Source organism: Colwellia sp. 1_MG-2023, from assembly GCF_030546755.1.
GTDB lineage: Bacteria > Pseudomonadota > Gammaproteobacteria > Enterobacterales > Alteromonadaceae > Thalassotalea_H.
On record NZ_JAUOPE010000007.1, the window covers coordinates 100,612 to 118,235 of the forward strand.

14 protein-coding genes are annotated in these 17,624 nt (G+C 36.0%); 8 read left to right on the forward strand and 6 right to left on the reverse strand.

The features are described from left to right. Positions 1-5 precede the first annotated feature (5 nt). On the reverse strand, positions 6-1,001 hold the full coding sequence (locus Q4493_RS09930; protein ID WP_303452110.1) for a peptidase U32 family protein: 996 nt from the start codon (positions 999-1,001) through the stop codon (positions 6-8). Positions 1,002-1,195: 194 nt separating this feature from the next. Between Q4493_RS09930 and Q4493_RS09935 the strand changes: the two genes are divergently transcribed. Beyond that, the gene (locus Q4493_RS09935) at positions 1,196-1,723 is read left to right on the forward strand and encodes an SCP2 domain-containing protein (protein WP_303452112.1); all 528 of its coding nucleotides are present in this window, start codon (positions 1,196-1,198) and stop codon (positions 1,721-1,723) included. Here Q4493_RS09935 and Q4493_RS09940 read toward each other — a convergent pair. Then, positions 1,720-3,261, reverse strand: a complete 1,542-nt coding sequence (locus Q4493_RS09940) for an HD domain-containing phosphohydrolase (protein WP_303452114.1) — start codon at positions 3,259-3,261, stop codon at positions 1,720-1,722. The two genes, Q4493_RS09935 and Q4493_RS09940, sit on opposite strands and share 4 nt — an antisense overlap. A 577-nt stretch (positions 3,262-3,838) precedes the next feature. Between Q4493_RS09940 and Q4493_RS09945 the strand changes: the two genes are divergently transcribed. Both Q4493_RS09945 and ilvN read left to right on the forward strand, forming a co-directional pair. Next, on the forward strand, positions 3,839-5,563 hold the full coding sequence (locus Q4493_RS09945) for an acetolactate synthase 3 large subunit (protein ID WP_303452116.1): 1,725 nt from the start codon (positions 3,839-3,841) through the stop codon (positions 5,561-5,563). Continuing rightward, positions 5,563-6,060: an acetolactate synthase small subunit gene (gene ilvN, locus Q4493_RS09950; RefSeq protein WP_303452118.1), complete on the forward strand. Its 498-nt coding sequence runs from the start codon at positions 5,563-5,565 to the stop codon at positions 6,058-6,060. Before Q4493_RS09945 ends, ilvN begins: the two co-directional genes overlap by 1 nt. A gap of 97 nt (positions 6,061-6,157) precedes the next feature. On the opposite strand, the gene Q4493_RS09955 is transcribed toward ilvN, so the two are convergent. Continuing rightward, positions 6,158-6,631, reverse strand: a complete 474-nt coding sequence (locus Q4493_RS09955; protein WP_303452120.1) for a low molecular weight protein-tyrosine-phosphatase — start codon at positions 6,629-6,631, stop codon at positions 6,158-6,160. Positions 6,632-6,976: 345 nt separating this feature from the next. On the opposite strand from Q4493_RS09955, the gene Q4493_RS09960 reads away from it, so the two are divergent. Further along, on the forward strand, positions 6,977-9,532 hold the full coding sequence (locus tag Q4493_RS09960; protein WP_303452122.1) for an EAL domain-containing protein: 2,556 nt from the start codon (positions 6,977-6,979) through the stop codon (positions 9,530-9,532). Between the two features lie 87 nt (positions 9,533-9,619). On the opposite strand, the gene aroG is transcribed toward Q4493_RS09960, so the two are convergent. Continuing rightward, positions 9,620-10,675 carry a 3-deoxy-7-phosphoheptulonate synthase AroG gene (gene aroG / locus Q4493_RS09965; RefSeq protein ID WP_303452124.1) on the reverse strand — a complete coding sequence of 352 codons (1,056 nt, stop codon included), beginning with the start codon at positions 10,673-10,675 and terminating at the stop codon, positions 9,620-9,622. Positions 10,676-10,883: 208 nt separating this feature from the next. Here aroG and add point away from each other — a divergent pair, with 208 nt between their 5' ends. The 3 genes from add to deoD all read left to right on the forward strand — a co-directional run bounded on the left by add (position 10,884) and on the right by deoD (position 13,055). Continuing rightward, the gene (gene add, locus Q4493_RS09970; protein WP_303452126.1) at positions 10,884-11,882 is read left to right on the forward strand and encodes an adenosine deaminase; all 999 of its coding nucleotides are present in this window, start codon (positions 10,884-10,886) and stop codon (positions 11,880-11,882) included. A 142-nt stretch (positions 11,883-12,024) separates the two neighbouring features. Continuing rightward, positions 12,025-12,195 carry a XapX domain-containing protein gene (locus tag Q4493_RS09975; protein WP_303452128.1) on the forward strand — a complete coding sequence of 57 codons (171 nt, stop codon included), beginning with the start codon at positions 12,025-12,027 and terminating at the stop codon, positions 12,193-12,195. 155 nt (positions 12,196-12,350) lie between these two features. Beyond that, positions 12,351-13,055 (forward strand): purine-nucleoside phosphorylase, encoded by a 705-nt coding sequence (deoD, locus tag Q4493_RS09980; protein WP_303452130.1) that lies wholly within the window; start codon positions 12,351-12,353, stop codon positions 13,053-13,055. Between the two features lie 94 nt (positions 13,056-13,149). Here the strand turns inward: deoD and Q4493_RS09985 are convergent, their stop codons facing one another. Both Q4493_RS09985 and Q4493_RS09990 read right to left on the reverse strand, forming a co-directional pair. Next, positions 13,150-15,408: a TonB-dependent receptor gene (locus tag Q4493_RS09985; RefSeq protein WP_303452132.1), complete on the reverse strand. Its 2,259-nt coding sequence runs from the start codon at positions 15,406-15,408 to the stop codon at positions 13,150-13,152. A gap of 84 nt (positions 15,409-15,492) precedes the next feature. Then, positions 15,493-16,713, reverse strand: a complete 1,221-nt coding sequence (locus Q4493_RS09990; protein ID WP_303452134.1) for a phosphopentomutase — start codon at positions 16,711-16,713, stop codon at positions 15,493-15,495. A 235-nt stretch (positions 16,714-16,948) separates the two neighbouring features. Here Q4493_RS09990 and udk point away from each other — a divergent pair, with 235 nt between their 5' ends. Beyond that, positions 16,949-17,587 (forward strand): uridine kinase, encoded by a 639-nt coding sequence (gene udk / locus Q4493_RS09995; protein ID WP_303452315.1) that lies wholly within the window; start codon positions 16,949-16,951, stop codon positions 17,585-17,587. Positions 17,588-17,624: the final 37 nt, after the last annotated feature.

Here is a 17,624-nt window from a genome sequence, read left to right on the forward strand (position 1 = left end):
ATTTACTATTGCCATTTACGGTGATAAGCACCTAACGTTGTTTGCTTTCCTTCTGATAGCTTCTCTAGCGCTTGCATCCAATGGTTTTCTACTTCAAAAGTATCTGGAGAACTTTGATAACTATCTAAAGCACTACGCCAAGTTTTTGCTATTTGTTCAACATAAGCAGGACTTCGTTGTCGACCTTCTATCTTTACTGATACAATGCCCATTTGGGCAAGTTGAGGGATCAACGCTAGTGTATTTAAACTTGTAGGCTCTTCTAAGGCATGATAAACGCTTTCATCTACGGAAAAACGCCCCTTACATAACGTGGGATAACCTGCATGTTCATCAGGCTGATAACGGTCAATCAATACTCCATTTAACCGACTTTCCAACCCTTTGTCGGTGTCTTGCCAGCGTACATATTTAGCAGGCGAACAGGCACCGACAGTATTAGGTGATTCTCCAGTCATATAAGAAGATAAATAACATCGCCCTTCCGACATAATACATAAACTACCGAAAGCAAAAACTTCTAATGGTACTGGTGTTTTTTGTGCTAGTTGTCTGACTTGCTGAACAGATAATACTCGCGGTAGCACCACACGACTCACATCAAAGTTTTCATGATAAAAGCGAATAGCTTCAATATTTGTGGTAGACGCCTGTACTGACACATGACGTTCAATTTCAGGGTATTTATTTGCCGCATAATCTAGCACTCCTAAGTCTGCAATAATTAAAGCATCGCACCCTATTGCAACGGCATCATCGACGGCTTTACGCCAACGCATTTCACCTTCGGGATGTGCAAAAGTATTGATGGCAACGTGTAACTCTTTATTCCGTTGGTGCACATAGTCTGCAGCCTTTAATAATTTATTTTCTGAGAAGTTTAATCCGGCAAAGTGTCTGGCATTGGTATCTCCTTTCATGCCTATATAAACCGCATCAGCACCATTATTTATTGCTGTTTTTAGGGCAGGAAAATTTCCCGCCGGACATAATAATTCCATAACTATTTTTTATTAGTAGAATAACTAGCGGCAATTTAACGACTTTCGAACAACAGAGGTTTGACTTAAAACAAACTTTACGGTTTTTATTTTCGAAACATTTTTATTAAAAGTTGATCTGTAACAGAAAAAAAATTATTGCTATTGCTACCATAGAAAGCACATAAAATTGTTATTGAATCTAAGAGTCAATTGTGAGTAATTTCTTTCCAAATAATAGCTTCACTGCTAAATATTTCCCTAAGTTAATAAACAAATTACCAAGTATTTTAAAGCCCGCGTTAACACGAATACCTTACTCTGTTCACAAAGCATGTTTGTTACCTGTTCTACATTCCATTTTTTCTGAAGCAATTAACGAAGGCGATTTTGAATTTTTGCAAGGAAACTGGTTAAAAATCAACATTAATGATCTGGGCATCACTTGGCTGCTAAGCATTAAAAATGACCGTTTAATTATGGCACCCGAGAATAGCCAACAAGAGGACGTTAGTTTTCATGCAAATGGCGATGATTTATTATTAATAGCAGGGAGAAAAGAAGATTCTGATACCTTGTTTTTTCAACGACGATTAAAAATTGAAGGCAACACTGAGTTAGGACTAGCGGTTAAAAACCTTATCGATGCCCTAGATTTAGAGCATCTTCCCAGCATAGCCCATCAAGTAGTGACGCAATGTGCAAATATCATTGCTAAACAACGAGTTCAAGTCATTGATTAGTCAGGAAAACGACTTCTGATTGACCAAAACTCATCGAAGTTATTAATAATGATATCGACAAGCGCTGGTTGGAATTTTTTTCCTTTTTGTTCAAGAATATATTCTTTGACTTGTGACGCTGACCAAGGTTTGTCGTAACTACGTTCAGATCCTAAAGCATCGAATACATCGCCAATAGCGACTATTCGTGCTTCAATAGGAATTGCTTCCCCTTGCAAGCCTTCAGGGTAACCCGTGCCATCCCAGTTTTCATGATGATATTGAGCCAATTTAGCGCCAACCATGGCTAAGCTTGCCTTTGATTTATTCAACAGCTGTGCGCCTGAGGCGCTATGAGTTTTCATGATATCCCATTCTTTATCATCTAGCTTGCCTGCTTTATGTAAAATTTGTTCGGGAATGGTGATTTTTCCAAGATCATGTAAAGGTGCCGCGAGTTTAATGGCTTCAACAAGTTTTTCATCTAAACCAAATTTTTGGGCAATTAATTCACAAATAGTTGAAACGCGTTGAACATGTAATCCTGTTTCTTTACTTCTTGACTCAATGGCTTCTCCAACGATGCAAAGCAACTCTTTTTGAGCTCGTTCAATTTCATGCTGTTTGGTCAAGCTTTCTAATATATGCGCAACATTAGTGGCAAAAAGTTCAGCTAGATTTGATCGAAAATGCTCGGCATCATCTTCAAATTCTATATACAAGACAGAAGATGACTCAGCAGAAGCTTCATAATAACCGACAAAATATTCATTACTGGTAAAATGACGTTTTTCATCAAATGCTTGACGTATTAATGCCCGAACTTCGTCATTTATTTGCGAATCATCTAGACTATCAGATTCGCAAACATATTTTCCTGTACAGGCAATAATTAAGTTAATGCTTTCTTCATTAAAGTCTCGTTGGCTTCTGGCAATATATAATGCAGAGCTATCGACATCCATCAAGGTTAATAAGTGATTTAATGCCGCAGAGCCAAAAGGACGAAACTGACTTATTTTCAATAAATCGTGAGTTGATTTTATTAACTGTTTAAAGGCATCAAGAGAACGCTGAATGGTCATTATGTCACGATAAGCGCGGATACTTGCGTATACCGTCGTCGTCATTTTTCCAGAAGTGAAATCAGTTTTTTCTTTATAATCATTAATATCAAACTCTTTAATGACTTTTGCTTCAGGTGCATTCCCCGCCTGACCAGTTCTTAATATTAAGCGGATTGCTTGATTTAATTGTTCTTTACGAATCCATTCTACCAACTCTAAACCGGCATGATCGGTTTCCATCACAACATCTACAAATGCCATGCAAAAGCTCGTGTCGTTTTTAAGAATTTCTTTGGCTTCTATAGACGAATACGCAGAAACTATTTCTAAACGTCTATTTTCAATGATTGCATCAGCTAATACTAGACGAGTAATTTGATGAACCGATTCATCATCATCTACAACAAGAATTCGCCACACTTTGTTAGTATTGTTTTTTTTAGGTACGACCAAGTCATCAGTAGACTCTTCCTTAAATATGAACTTAGACATTGATTAGATTATATTTTTATTTGCCATACCTTTGAGTGTAGAACAATTTTCATAAAAATCATAAAGAAAAATTTTACTGAAGCTTTTAACGAGTATCACGTATTGTAGTATCTAAATTCTCTCGTTAATTTCCTGTGCAAATCCATCGTTTTCGCCATAGATAAGTCATATTGAAACTCGCAGATATAATCAGATGAAATGGTTAATTCAATTTAGATATAACTTTTTTTAGCTTAAGTGTATTTATTGGTTGACAGTTTACTGCTTTCTCCTTAAAAATAGGGACATAAAATTTTCTGCAACTTTCAATTTATTTTTAATAAGAACAAATAGAATCTTAAAATAATGAACGTAAAAAATGTACTCAATGTAGTCCTCAAAGTCGTAGTGGTATTAAAGCCAATACGCGAGGTTTGTTGTGCATAGAAAAATGAAATAACAACAAAATTTTAAAACCCTCGCTCTACATCAGACCGAGGGTTTTTTTATCATTAAATACTTCGAACATTTGTAGATTAGAACAGAATTAACAAAGGAAAACCTATTGATAAATAGGTTAAAAATAAAGGTAATAGTTATGAGTACACCACTATTTACTGGTGCGGAGATGGTTGTAAAGGCCTTATCAGCATTAGATGTTAAGTATATATTTGGCTACCCTGGCGGAAGTGTATTAGATATATATGACGCTATTTTTCAACAAAAGGATTTTGAACATATTCTCGTGCGTCACGAACAAGCCGCTACTCATATGGCAGATGGATACTCAAGAGCAACGGGTGAAGTTGGTGTTGTATTAGCAACATCAGGACCAGGAGCAACCAATTGTGTTACCGGTATTGCCACCGCCTACATGGATTCTATTCCTATGGTTGTATTATCAGGTCAAGTGGCTACTAGCCTAATTGGAGATGATGCTTTTCAAGAAACAGATATCGTCGGTTGTTCTCGTCCTATCGTCAAACACAGCTTTAATTGTCGAAAAGTTGAAGATATTCCAAATGTTATTGCTAAAGCTTTTTATATCGCTAAGTCTGGTCGCCCTGGACCTGTAGTTGTTGAATTGCCGAAAGATATTCTGATCCCTGAAAATAAAGCAGAATTTCATATAGAAACCAAAGTTAAAATGCGGTCATACAATCCAACTAAAAAAGGTCATCCAAAACAAATTAGAAAAGCAGTACAAGCGATTACTGAAGCTAAAAGATTAGTAATTTATTCTGGTGGCGGAATTATCTTGGCCAATGCCTCTGAATTACTAACACAGCTAGTAGAAACGTTAAATGCACCTTGTACCAATACACTAATGGGCTTAGGCGGTTTATCTGGTACGCATAAAAACTTTATTGGTATGTTAGGAATGCATGGCAGTTTAGAAGCCAATAAAGCTATGGCTAATGCTGATGTGATTTTAGCGCTAGGTGCACGCTTTGATGATCGTGTCACGAACAACGTTAAAAAATTCTGTCCTAATGCAACAATCGTTCATGTAGATATTGATCCTACTTCAATCTCAAAAACCATCAATGCTCATATTCCTGTCGTAGGTTTAGTCGATATTGTTCTACAACAAATTTTAGATGAGCTATCAGAAACTAAATTTAAGCCAAATGAAGCGACACTTAATGATTGGTGGCAACAAATAGAACAATGGCGTTCGGTTAAAAGTGTCAGTTACCAACAAGATAATAATAAAATCAAACCTCAACGTGTAGTTGAAGCTATGTATGAAATTACCAATGGACAAGCGTATGTTTGTTCAGATGTTGGTCAGCATCAAATGTTTGCCGCGCAATATTACCCCTTTGCGAAGCCTCGACAATGGATAAACTCTGGCGGACTAGGCACGATGGGATTTGGCTTACCTGCCGCAATGGGCGTTAAATTAGCGTTTCCTGACAGCCACGTTATTTGTATTACCGGTGATGGTTCAATACAAATGAACATTCAAGAATTATCAACGTGTCTGCAATACAATTTACCTGTGGTAATCGTTACTTTAAACAATCGTTCTTTAGGTATGGTTCGACAATGGCAAGACATGATTTATGGCGGTCGTCATTCTTCATCTTATATGGAGTCGATCCCTGACTTTGTTAAGCTAGCAGAAGCATATGGTCATGTCGGAATTCAAATTGATACATTAGATGAATTAGACGCTAAATTAACTGAAGCTTTTGCTATTAAAAACCGCTTAGTTTTTGTCGATATTTGCGTTGATGAGAAAGAGCATGTTTACCCTATGCAAATTAAACATGGGGCAGTTGATGATATGTGGGTTAAAAAAGGAGTAAAAGCATAATGCGTCGTATCTTAGCTATTTTGTTAGAAAACGAACCTGGTTCGTTATCGCGTATCGTCGGATTATTTTCTCAGAGAGCATTTAATATTGAGAGTTTAACAGTCGCTCCAACCGAAGATGAAAGTTTATCTCGTATCACTATTGCGACAAAAGGTGATGACAAGGTTCTTGAGCAAATTGTTAAACAAGTGAATAAATTAATTGATGTAATAAAAATTACTGACTTAACAGAGCGTAGTCATGTAGAACGAGAGCTTTTATTAATCAAAGTTTTAGCAATGAATGATAAGTCTCGCACAGAAGTGAAACGCGTTACTGATATTTTCAGAGGGTCTATTATTGATATTGGTAAGCAAGTTTACACAATTCAACTAACTGGTGATGCTGACAAGTTAAATGCTTTTGTCAAAACACTTGCTCATGAAACTGAAATTATAGAATCAGTACGTTCAGGTTGTGTTGGTATTGCTAGAGGAGAAAAAGCCCTTCGGGTTTAGTTTTAGCAATCATCACAACGATTCGTCGTTTCTAAATAAGTAAGCCAAGCAATATGCTTGGCTTACTTGATAAATCGAGTAGCCCCTAGTTTTATCATTAACTAGTTAGCTCTTTAATTAGCCCATCGCTAGCATCTTCTACTAAATCTAATACAAATTGAAAACCTTTAGCGCCACCATAATATGGATCAGGCACTTCATTTTCTTCAAAGTTGGCAGAAAAATCTAAAAACAACTTAATTTTTCCAGTTAAATGCGCTGGTGCAACTTTATGTAATTCTTTAATATTTTGCTTATCCATTGCCAGAATGAGGTCAAACTTCTCAAAATCTTCAACGGTTACTTTACGTGCTTTAATTTTATCAAACGAATACCCGCGCGATATTCCTACCTTCTGTGCTCGATGGTCCGGTTTTTCTCTGGCATGTGAGCCTATTGTTCCTGCTGAATCAATTTGTAAATTAAGTCCTTGTTCGTGTGCTTTATGTCTAAAAACCGCTTCAGCGCTTGGTGAACGGCATATATTACCCATACAGACAAAAAGAACGCTGCTAATTTCCTTATAATTCATAATGTTAACCTTGTTTATTTTACAAGAAATCGAATGGCTAAATTTACATTTTAGCCGCCAATAAAATCAATGACTTGCGTTATAATTTTGGGGGATTTATCTGGTTATTTTGTCGAGTTTTATTGCATTCGTAAAGTCTTATTCATGAATATATTTTAATGACATTTATCAGAATGTTTTATTTGAATAGTTAAGGTAGAAAATGTCCGACATCAGGTAAAATTTACCTTAAATACAGTTTTAAACGATTAATTCACAAAAACCTCATAAATTTGCTACAGTTAAAGCAAGTTTCAAATAATTACGAATAAGAGTATTCGCGTGTTTCTAAAAAAAATATTAAGGATGATACAGTTCCTAGCGATTATCGTTATTTTACTCTTAATCACGTTCATCATAGTTAATGTCTCTTCAAGATTAATTTCAATTGATAATAGTAAACAAACCAGTCAAAGGTTTTCTATCGCTGCAAGTTACTTTATTGATACCTCTAATCAACTAAATGCTAGAGATATTTACAGCAAAAAAGAGCTGTTAACAGCCATCGACATCAATAAAATTCCTTTTGAATTAGCGGATCAAACCTATTGGATAAAAGTACAAGTAACCAATAAAACCAATACCCCGCTTCCACTTGTATTATATGCCGATAATAGTATGTTGGACGTTTTTGATATTTATCAGCCAAACAATACCTTCGGGCTTGATCAATCGTTAATTCATACTGATTTAATTGCTAGCAATAACAACAATCGATTGCTCAAAGTTTATCCGCATTTAACGTTTCAATTAATGACGAATCAAACGAAAACGTTTTTATTAAAACTTCAAACACTAGGTCCACCTAATATACCTTTAATGGTACTTAGTGATGATGATTTTTCTCAAAGAATGTTATACGCGCAAATATTTTATGGCGCATTTATTGGCTTAGTAATTCTAATGGCAATGTATAACTTAGTGTTATTTTTTGCGATAAAGGACAAGGTTTATCTCGTATATATTGGTTACTTATTAAGTGCTTTTTTTGTTTTATCAAGTTTAACGGGGTTTGGTTACTTTATTTTTTCACCAAAAACCCAAGAGTTTTTCAATCAATATTTGCTCTTCATTGATTATTATCTGGTGATATTTTTACTGGTATTTACCTTGTTCTTTCTTCGTTATGACCAACAAAACAATAAAACTTATCAAGTAGGTTTAGTGTTAACCGCTTTTTTGGCGATTTGTTCATTCTATTCATTAACACTTGATACCATTGCTCAAACAAAATTGTTTTTTTCTATTCAACCAGTCTTTTATCTTTTTGCCTTGTTTGTCTTGTTAAGGCGACTCCATCAAGATTTTTCTTGGGCAAAATACTATTTGTTATCTTGGGTTCCCTTATTAATTGGTGCGGCTATACAGCCTTTAGTTTTACTTAATTATTTAGAGTATTCGTTTGTCACTCGTAATGCTTTTCTATTTGCCATTTTAATAGAATTAACGTTAATGGCTTTTGCTCTTGCTGAACGAATGAAACGCAACGAAAAAGACAGGCTTAATGATATTACTTATCACATTAGTAGTGGCTTACCTCGAAAATCTAATTTAGAAAGTTATATCAATCGATTAATACAGCAAAAATATCAAGACTTTAAAGTCTTGGTAATAAAGCCCGAGCATATTGAAAAAGTAGCATTATATGTTGATGATTCAATCCTCACCGAGTTATACCAAAGATTATTTTATAAATTATCATCCCTATTTCAGTATAACGATAAAGTGTTTGCTCTGACTGACAAAGGTGAAAAACTTTGCTTAATTAATAACAATTCATTAATGGCAATCATAGATAAAAGGCAAAAACAGCAATCAATAGAAGAACTTATCGATGCCATTCAACAAACAGTTTCAGATAATTACTACATTAAATCAATCAAACTCCCTTTATCGGCCGTTGTGGGCATATCAATATTTTCGAGTAATACAAAGAAAAGCCATCAACTGATTAATCAAGCATTATTAGCGGCGAATAGAGCTGAAACCATTCATCAAAAATGGAGCTATTACGAGGATAATTCGAGTAACGAAAACGCCTATTTATTACAACTAACCAGTGACTTACAGTTTGCTCTTGAAAACAATCAATTAGAAGTTTTTCATCAACCTCAGATCGATCTTCGAACATTAAGGGTTTGTAGTAGTGAATGTTTGATCCGTTGGCAACATCCAGATAAAGGTTTTATTCCGCCAACGGTATTCATCCCAATTGCTGAAGATATGGGACTAATAAACCAATTAACCTTATGGGTAATAAAAACAGCGCTACAGCAACAATTTAGCTTGTCTAATGACTATGGTTTTAATCATATGATTTCCATTAACATTAGCGGTAAAGATATCGCTTCACAGCACTTTTTCCCACAAGTAATGGACATTATTGAAGCATCGACTATTCCAGCTGATAAGTTAATTTTTGAGTTAACAGAGTCAGCCTCCTTTACTTATAATGAGCAATCATTATCGCTTATTGAGAAGCTGGTTGAGCTTGGTATAACTATCAGTATTGATGACTTTGGTACAGGATATTCTTCAATGTCTCAAGTGAGCAATCTGCCATTTCAAGAATTAAAAGTTGATCGACAATTTGTTGAAAATGTTAATGATGATCATAAACGGAAAATTATTGCTGAAGCGACAGTAAAAATGGCAAAAGGTCTGGGCTTAGAAGTTGTTGCTGAAGGTATCAATAGCCAAGCTGATGAAGATACTTTAAGAGATTTCGGTTGCGATATCGGGCAAGGATATTTTTATGCTAAACCAATGGCTATCGATGATTATATTAGTTGGTTAGAAAACTTAGATAACGGGCGTATTAAACAACCTGTTCAAGGTGAATTTATCCCTGCAGAAAAATAGCCTAATTCTCTTAAAACTAACAATAAAAATACAAAAAAAACGCATCTATTGATGCGTTTTCTAAATATGCTTTTTTAAATAATCTTGTTAGGCGTTACGTCTTTTACCTACCGCATCATTTAATTGCGCTAATAATTTTTCAGTATCTGCCCAACCAATACAAGCATCTGTTATTGACTGACCATAATTTTTAGCTTTACCATCAACTAAGTCCTGACGCCCTTCTACTAAATGACTTTCAACCATCACACCGAAAATATTATTGTTTCCAGAAGCAATTTGCTTACTGACGTCATCACAAACTTTCATTTGATTTTCAAACTTTTTACTAGAATTGCCGTGACTAAAATCAATCATAATTTTAGTGTTTAATTTTGAATTCGCTAATTGTTCAGTAACTTGATTAACGCTGTCAGCATCGTAATTTGGTGTTTTACCGCCACGTAAAATTATATGGCAATCTTTATTACCGGTAGTTTGAACAATAGCCGAGTGACCAAACTTAGTTACTGATAAGAAATGATGCGAGGCACTCGCCGAACCTATGGCATCAATCGCAATTTTGATTGTGCCATCAGTACCATTTTTAAAACCTACCGGACAAGATAAGCCAGAAGATAATTCACGGTGCACCTGACTTTCGGTAGTTCTTGCGCCAATTGCCCCCCAACACATTAAGTCACCAATATATTGTGGGGTAATCATATCTAAAAACTCACCTGCAGTCGGTAAGCCCATATTATTTAAATCGGTTAATAATTTACGTCCAATGCGTAGCCCATCGTTCAATTTAAAACTGTTATCCATGTACGGATCGTTAATTAACCCTTTCCAACCCACCGTAGTACGTGGTTTTTCAAAATAGACACGCATAACTATTTCTAAGTTTTCTTTATATTTTTCACGAAGTTGTACGAGCTTTTCGCCATACTCTATGGCTGCTTTGGGATCGTGAATTGAACATGGACCAATGACCACTAGTACTCTATCGTCTTGATGGTTAAAGATTTTGCTGATCGCATTTCTAGCTGAAAAAATAGTTTTAGACGCTTTCTCTGATGCAGGAAATCGTTCCAGTAAAGCTACTGGTGGTAATAATTCTTTGATTTTTGCGATACGAACATCGTCATTTTGGTAGGACATAGTTATTTCTCTTTTTACTTTCAGCTTTCTTATTTAATTCATTTAATCTTATATTTACGTCTAGACGCCTAGATGATTAACCCGTCACTAATTTAGCAGTGTTATTGTAGTAATACCAACATAAAATAGTGAAAAGACGATATAATAAAGAATATATTATCCCTTTATAGAACAAGGGTTCGCATATAACGAGAAAGGAAAGGAAATAATGATCAATCCGACATTACCACTTATCGATTTGCATCGTCATTTAGATGGTAATATTCGAGCAAAAACTATTTGGCAACTTGCGCAAAATCACAACATTACATTACCCGTTAGCCAGTTTGAAGATTTTATCCCCTATGTTCAAATAATTGATAGTGAGTCAAACCTATTAGCTTTTTTGCAGAAATTAGACTGGGGTGTCGCCGTGTTAAAAACGCTAGACGATTGTAAACGTATAGCTTATGAAAATGTTGAAGATGCCTTTAATGCCGGTATCGATTACGCTGAACTTAGGTTTTCGCCTTATTACATGGCTAAAAGTCATCAATTAAATACCAGTGATGTAGTTGCAGCCGTGATAGATGGCGTTCGCTTAGGCATGAAAGATTATGATGTAAAAATTAATTTAATCGGTATTTTAAGCAGAACCTTTGGAGTCGAGAAGTGCCAACATGAGTTAAACGCCATTCTTGATCACAAACAAGCTATCACCGCAGTTGATTTAGCTGGCGATGAATATAACTTTCCTGGTGAATTATTTGTCGAGCATTTTAATCAAGTAAAAAAAGCTGACTTACAAGTCACGATACATGCAGGTGAAGCAGCCGGTAGCGAAAGTATATGGCAAGCAATACAAGCGTTAAATGCTCGCAGAATTGGCCATGGCGTTGCATGTCAGCATGATGAAAAATTAATGGATTATATGCGAGACAATCACATCGCGATTGAGTCTTGTATTACTTCCAATTATCAAACAGGGACTGTAACGAATATAGACAACCACCCTATCAAAACATTTTTAGCTAATGACTTGCTAGTCTGTTTAAACACGGATGATCCCGCTGTACAAAATATCGAGTTAAAGCATGAGTTTTCACTAGCTTCAAGCCAGTTAAAATTAACTGATAGTCAAATTAGTCAATTACAACAAAACGCACTAAAAGCGAGTTTTTTATCTGAAAATGAAAAACAAGCCTTGCTAAAGCAAAAACAAAATTGAAATAATACGTCCCTTAAACGTTTTCAATTATCCAATAAATGATCACGTTTAACCGTTAATGAGTGATGAAACTTCAATACTTATTAACTTTTAAAATTAACCATTAATTAAATTAACCATTAAATTAACCAAAGGAGATTAAATGACAGAAGTATTATTAGCATTATTTGCTGGTGCCATTGTTGGCATCTTATTTTCGTTAATTAAATTACCGTTACCCGCGCCACCTGTTTTATCAGGTATTGCAGGCATATTCGGTATTTATTTAGGCGGAATGGCCTATAGCTGGATTATTGAACGCTTTTTTAGTTAAAATAAGCAGGTATAAATTCTAAAATCGACTAGAATAACAAAAGAAAAACTAACACCCTTCAGTAAAACACCCTTGATAGCAGCTTGCACATACTAATGCGCTGGCTAGAAACTTACTGAGACATAAAAATATAAGTAATTATAAGGTTATATCTCATGGCAACACCCCATATAGAAGCAAAAGAAAATGAATTCGCAAAAACGGTTTTAATGCCTGGCGATCCTCTTCGAGCAAAATTTATTGCCGAAAACTTTTTAGACGACGCAAAGTGTATTACACGCGTGCGCAACATGTTTGGTTACACAGGCACCTATAAAGGTAAACCAATTTCAGTGATGGGCTCAGGCATGGGTATTCCATCAATCTCAATTTATGCAACAGAATTATATAACGAGTACGGTGTTGAAAATATCATTCGCATTGGCTCGTGCGGTGCAGTAAGAGATGATATTAAAGTACGTGACGTCATTGTAGGCATGACAGCAAGTACCGACTCAAATGTTAATCGACAACGATTTAACAATATGGACTTTGCCGCCAGCGCTGATTTTTCCCTTTTACAGAAAGTGGTAAATACCGCTGAAAAAATAAATAAAAAAGTCCATGTTGGTAACGTATTCACTGCAGACTTATTCTATACCCCACAACCAGAAATGTTCAAAAAAATGGAAGACATGGGTATTTTAGCAGTAGAAATGGAAGCAGCTGGTTTATATGGCGTGGCGGCTGAATTAGGTAAAAAAGCGTTAGCAGTATTTACCGTTAGTGATCATATAAAAACCGGTGAACAAACTTCTGCTGATGAAAGAGAAAATACTTTTAAAGATATGATGGAATTAACTTTAGAAAGTATTCTTTGATCATTATTAAGAGTTAAAGGCATTAAAAAAGGTTGGCTAATTAGCCAACCTTTTTGTTTTCACTTGATTAAGTTAATGGGTCAATTCGAACTAATTAGTAAAAATCAGCTTTGAATTCTAGTCCCCAAAATACCGGTTCATTTACATAACCAGTTAAGTTATTAAAATCGATTGCCCCGGTTAACTGCTCTTCATCAGTAATATTACGTCCAAAAGCTGCCACTTCGTAATCAGCCGATTCACCAGACCATTGATAACCAACACGAATACCGCCTTCTAATAAGGCATCACCGGTAAATTCAGTTGATTCATATAAAAAGAAGTTAACTTTGCTTCTATAAGACCAATCTGAATAAACATAAAGCTCACCATTTTGTACTTCTTTCGACCAACGAAGCGCAATATTGCTTATCCATTCTGGTGATTGAGGTAAAGAATTACCGTCGATAATGGCTTGACCATCACCACGAATAGGATCAGTTACCGTACAACCACCGCCACAAGGAGCAACACCAATAGAGCCATCTTGAAGCTCAGTATGGTTATAACTTAAGCTACCGGTTAGTACTAAGTCAGCATTGATAAACCATTCACCGTCTAATTCAAAACCATAACCAACCGCTTTATCCGCATTTAATAAACGCGCTAAGTTACCTTCGCCACCAACGGCTGTTAATTGTTGATCACTGACTTGATAATAAAATACCGCACCGTCTAAACGTGCCATATTATCTGAGCTAACCGTTTTAAAACCAGTTTCTGCAGAAAGTACCGTTTCTGAATCTGCCGTTGTTGCATTGCCAGAAAATAATAAGTTACGCCCTTGAATACTTGGCGCACGATAACCACGAGCTATACGACCATAAACATTAGTTTCATCAGTCCATTTATAGCTTAAGCTTAAATCACCACTAACTTGTGAATCGTCAACCGATGATTTTTCACTAAAGCTTGGCGCACCAAATGGTGACTGCACTAATGTGCCATCCCAATCTCTTTCGTCATTTGAATAACGTAAACCACCATTTAAACTTAATTTATTTGACAGCTCGTAATCCCAAGAGCCAAATACTGCCCAAGCGGTTGTTTGCATATTTTGTACAGCAATACCATTTTGAGCACCATTGGCTAACGTATCAAAACTCAGGTTATTAATGGTTAAGTCTTCATCAAAGTAGAAAAAACCAAATTGATAATCAAATTCACCTAACTCATTGCTTGATACGCGTATTTCTTGAGTTATCTGTTTGTGATCAGGCATTGCAGCGCCTGTTTCTGAAGGGAATGGAATAAAGCCTGGCCCCATATATGGTAAAAATGACGCACCGTAACCACCATCAATATCACCTACTGAGAACATTTCAGCTGACTCATAACCACTTACTGATGTTAAGGTATGGTTACCCATATCATAAGACAACTTTAAACTGGCGCCTGACATTTCAATCGTTTGATCATTACGACTAGCGGCATCGTGATAAACCACTTCACGATCAAAGTCAGAAACTAAATCATTCGTTCCAGGTTTAATGATATTTGCACGGAACACTCGAGCATCGGCTTCTGCATCTCTAAAATGATAATTAAACAGTGCATTAAATTTATCACTCGGTTCCCATAATAATTGGATGCGTCCAGCCGTTTCGCTATAGCCGCCTAACTCATCTTTTGCTTCAAAGCCTGGCGCTTCGTTGTCAATCCAGTCATCACGATCTTGCTGTAATAATGAAACACGTGCCGATAAATCATCGGTTAAACCACCGCCTACCGCTAATCTAAAGTCGGTAGAACCGTAGCTTCCCACGCTGGCGGATACCGAAGCATCAAAGTCTTGAGTCGGCTTTTTCGACTGAACTTTAATAATGCCGGCTGTGGTATTACGACCAAATAAAGTACCTTGAGGACCACGTAAAACTTCTACGCGCTCAAGGTCAAACATTGGCATACCTTTCGTTAACGAGTTTTCTAACACCACATCATCATAAACAAGAGATACCGGTTGAGAGGCTAATAAATCAAAATCTGTATTGCCTAAACCACGGATATAAAAACGTGGAAAAGTTCGACCAAATGAAGATTCAATTAATAAACTCGGCACTTTGCCTGACAAAGCACGAACATCCATACCAGATGAACCTAAAATTTCCATTTTTTTAGTCGATAAAGCTGACACAGCAATAGGTACATCTTGAACATTTTCAGTTCTTTTACGCGCGGTAACTTGAATTACTTCAATTCCTACGACTTCTTCTTTAGCTTCTTCCGCAATTGAAGTTGCTGAATAGCCTAACGTGGTAGACAGTATTGCTACCTGCACACTTGTAGCAAGCGTCGTTCGTCCGAACAGTTTCATGTAGTTCTCTCCCAAGGACTCATTAATGTTATATATTTAAAAAGAATTTCTTATAAACTTGAATATTATAGCGAGTGTTTTCAATTAATTGTGTTTTTTGACTAAGTTTTTATAAAAACTTATTCCGTAATCAAGCTTATCAAGATTGAACATTTCAGCAATAGTTTGCCCTAAATCGGCAAATGTTGAACGTTCACCAAGATCAACTGAAGCAATATTATGATGATAAGCCAGCATTGGTACGTATTCACGAGTATGATCATTACCATGCCACGTTGGATCACAACCATGATCAGCCGTTAAAAATAAAATATCATCGTCGGCCATAGCCGCAAATATTTCTGGAAGACGCTTATCAAATTCTTCTAGCGCTTTCGCATAGCCAATAGCGTCTCGTCGATGTCCAAAGTCTTGATCAAAATTCACTAAATTAGTAAAAATTACACTCTTATCTTGTGCGCTGTGTAAATGTGAGATTGTCGCATCGACTAACGCATCAATACCGGTTGCTTTAGTTTTTTCACTGATCCCTTGATGAGCAAAAATATCAGCAATTTTCCCGACACTGATCACATGACCACCCGCCTGACAAAGTTTGTCTAATACTGTTGGCGCTGGCGGTAACACAGAATAATCTCGACGATTTCCCGTGCGAACAAAATCTTCAGGGGTTTCACCAACAAAAGGTCTAGCAATGACTCGACCAATATTATAATCATCAAGTAATTCACGAACCGTTTCGCAATATTTATACAGATTATCTAAACCAAAATGCGCTTCATGGGCTGCGACTTGAAATACACTATCCGCAGAGGTGTAACAAATAGGTAAACCCGTTTTAATATGTTCATTGCCCAATTTTGCGATGATATCGGTTCCAGAAGCATGGCAATCACCTAAAATGCCTGAAAACCCAGTCGCATTATTAATTGTTTCAATCAACTCATTTGGAAAACTAGGCACGGTTTTAGGGAAATATCCCCATTCGAAAAGCACAGGCACCCCTGCCATCTCCCAGTGTCCACTTGGGGTATCTTTACCGCTACTAATTTCAGCAGCATATCCATACGCGCCTTGGTTTAAATGATAATTCTCAATGGGAAAACTTTCTTTACCTGCCGCTAAGCAAGCATCAACCAACCCCATAGAAGCAAGATGAGGCAGTGAAATTTCTTTTTTCGTTTGTTCAAAATAATATTGTGCGAGATGGGCGAAGGTATTTGCAGGAACATCGCCAAATTTATCAGCATCAGGGGCATGGCCTATACCAAAACTATCCATTACTAAAATTATTGCTCTTGCCACTTTTCACTCCAAATATTAATTTTATTTAATTTACTTCATGACCAAATAGTCAAGTTATGCTAATTTAGCATTATTCAATAAATAGTTATAGCGCAGCAGAACATTTATTACACATTTGCTACGTTAATATTGAGTATAGGTTGGCAATTAAATTATACTTACTAAACACAAATGTAATTTATTTCTTCACTTTTTAATTAATTTTAGTTCTTTAAGGCAACTAGCATTGCAAACGATCAAACCAACAATTATTGCTATCACCGGCGCTTCAGCTTCAGGAAAAACCCTTTTTGCTCAAACTATCTACGATGAACTTTTAGGTGAATTTGGCGCAGATAGTATCTCTATCATCAAAGAAGATGCTTATTACCGCGCACAAGATCATTTACCAATGGCAGAAAGAGAGCAAACTAACTACGATCATCCTGATGCTTTTGAACATGAATTACTCTCTGAACATTTAACACAATTACTGAATAATCAGGCAATTGAAACCCCTATTTATTGTTACCAAACTCATACTCGTACTACAGAAACGACAACACTTAATCCAACTTCTATTATATTAGTTGAAGGTATTTTGCTGTTTTCAAACCATACTTTAAGGGATTGTTTTGATATAAAAGTGTATATGGATACACCTTTAGATATTTGTTTAATTAGAAGAATTCAGCGTGACACAGTAGAACGAGGCCGCAGTATTGAGTCCATTACTAATCAATATATCAAAACTGTTAGGCCAATGTATTATCAACATATTGAACCTGAAAAATCATGGGCAGATCTTGTCATTACCAAAGGCGGTAAAAACCGCATGGCGATAGAAGTATTAAAGGCGAAGATTCGCCAATTAATTAATTTGCACCAAAAATAACCTTATTCCACTAACCACACTAATAAAATATACAAAG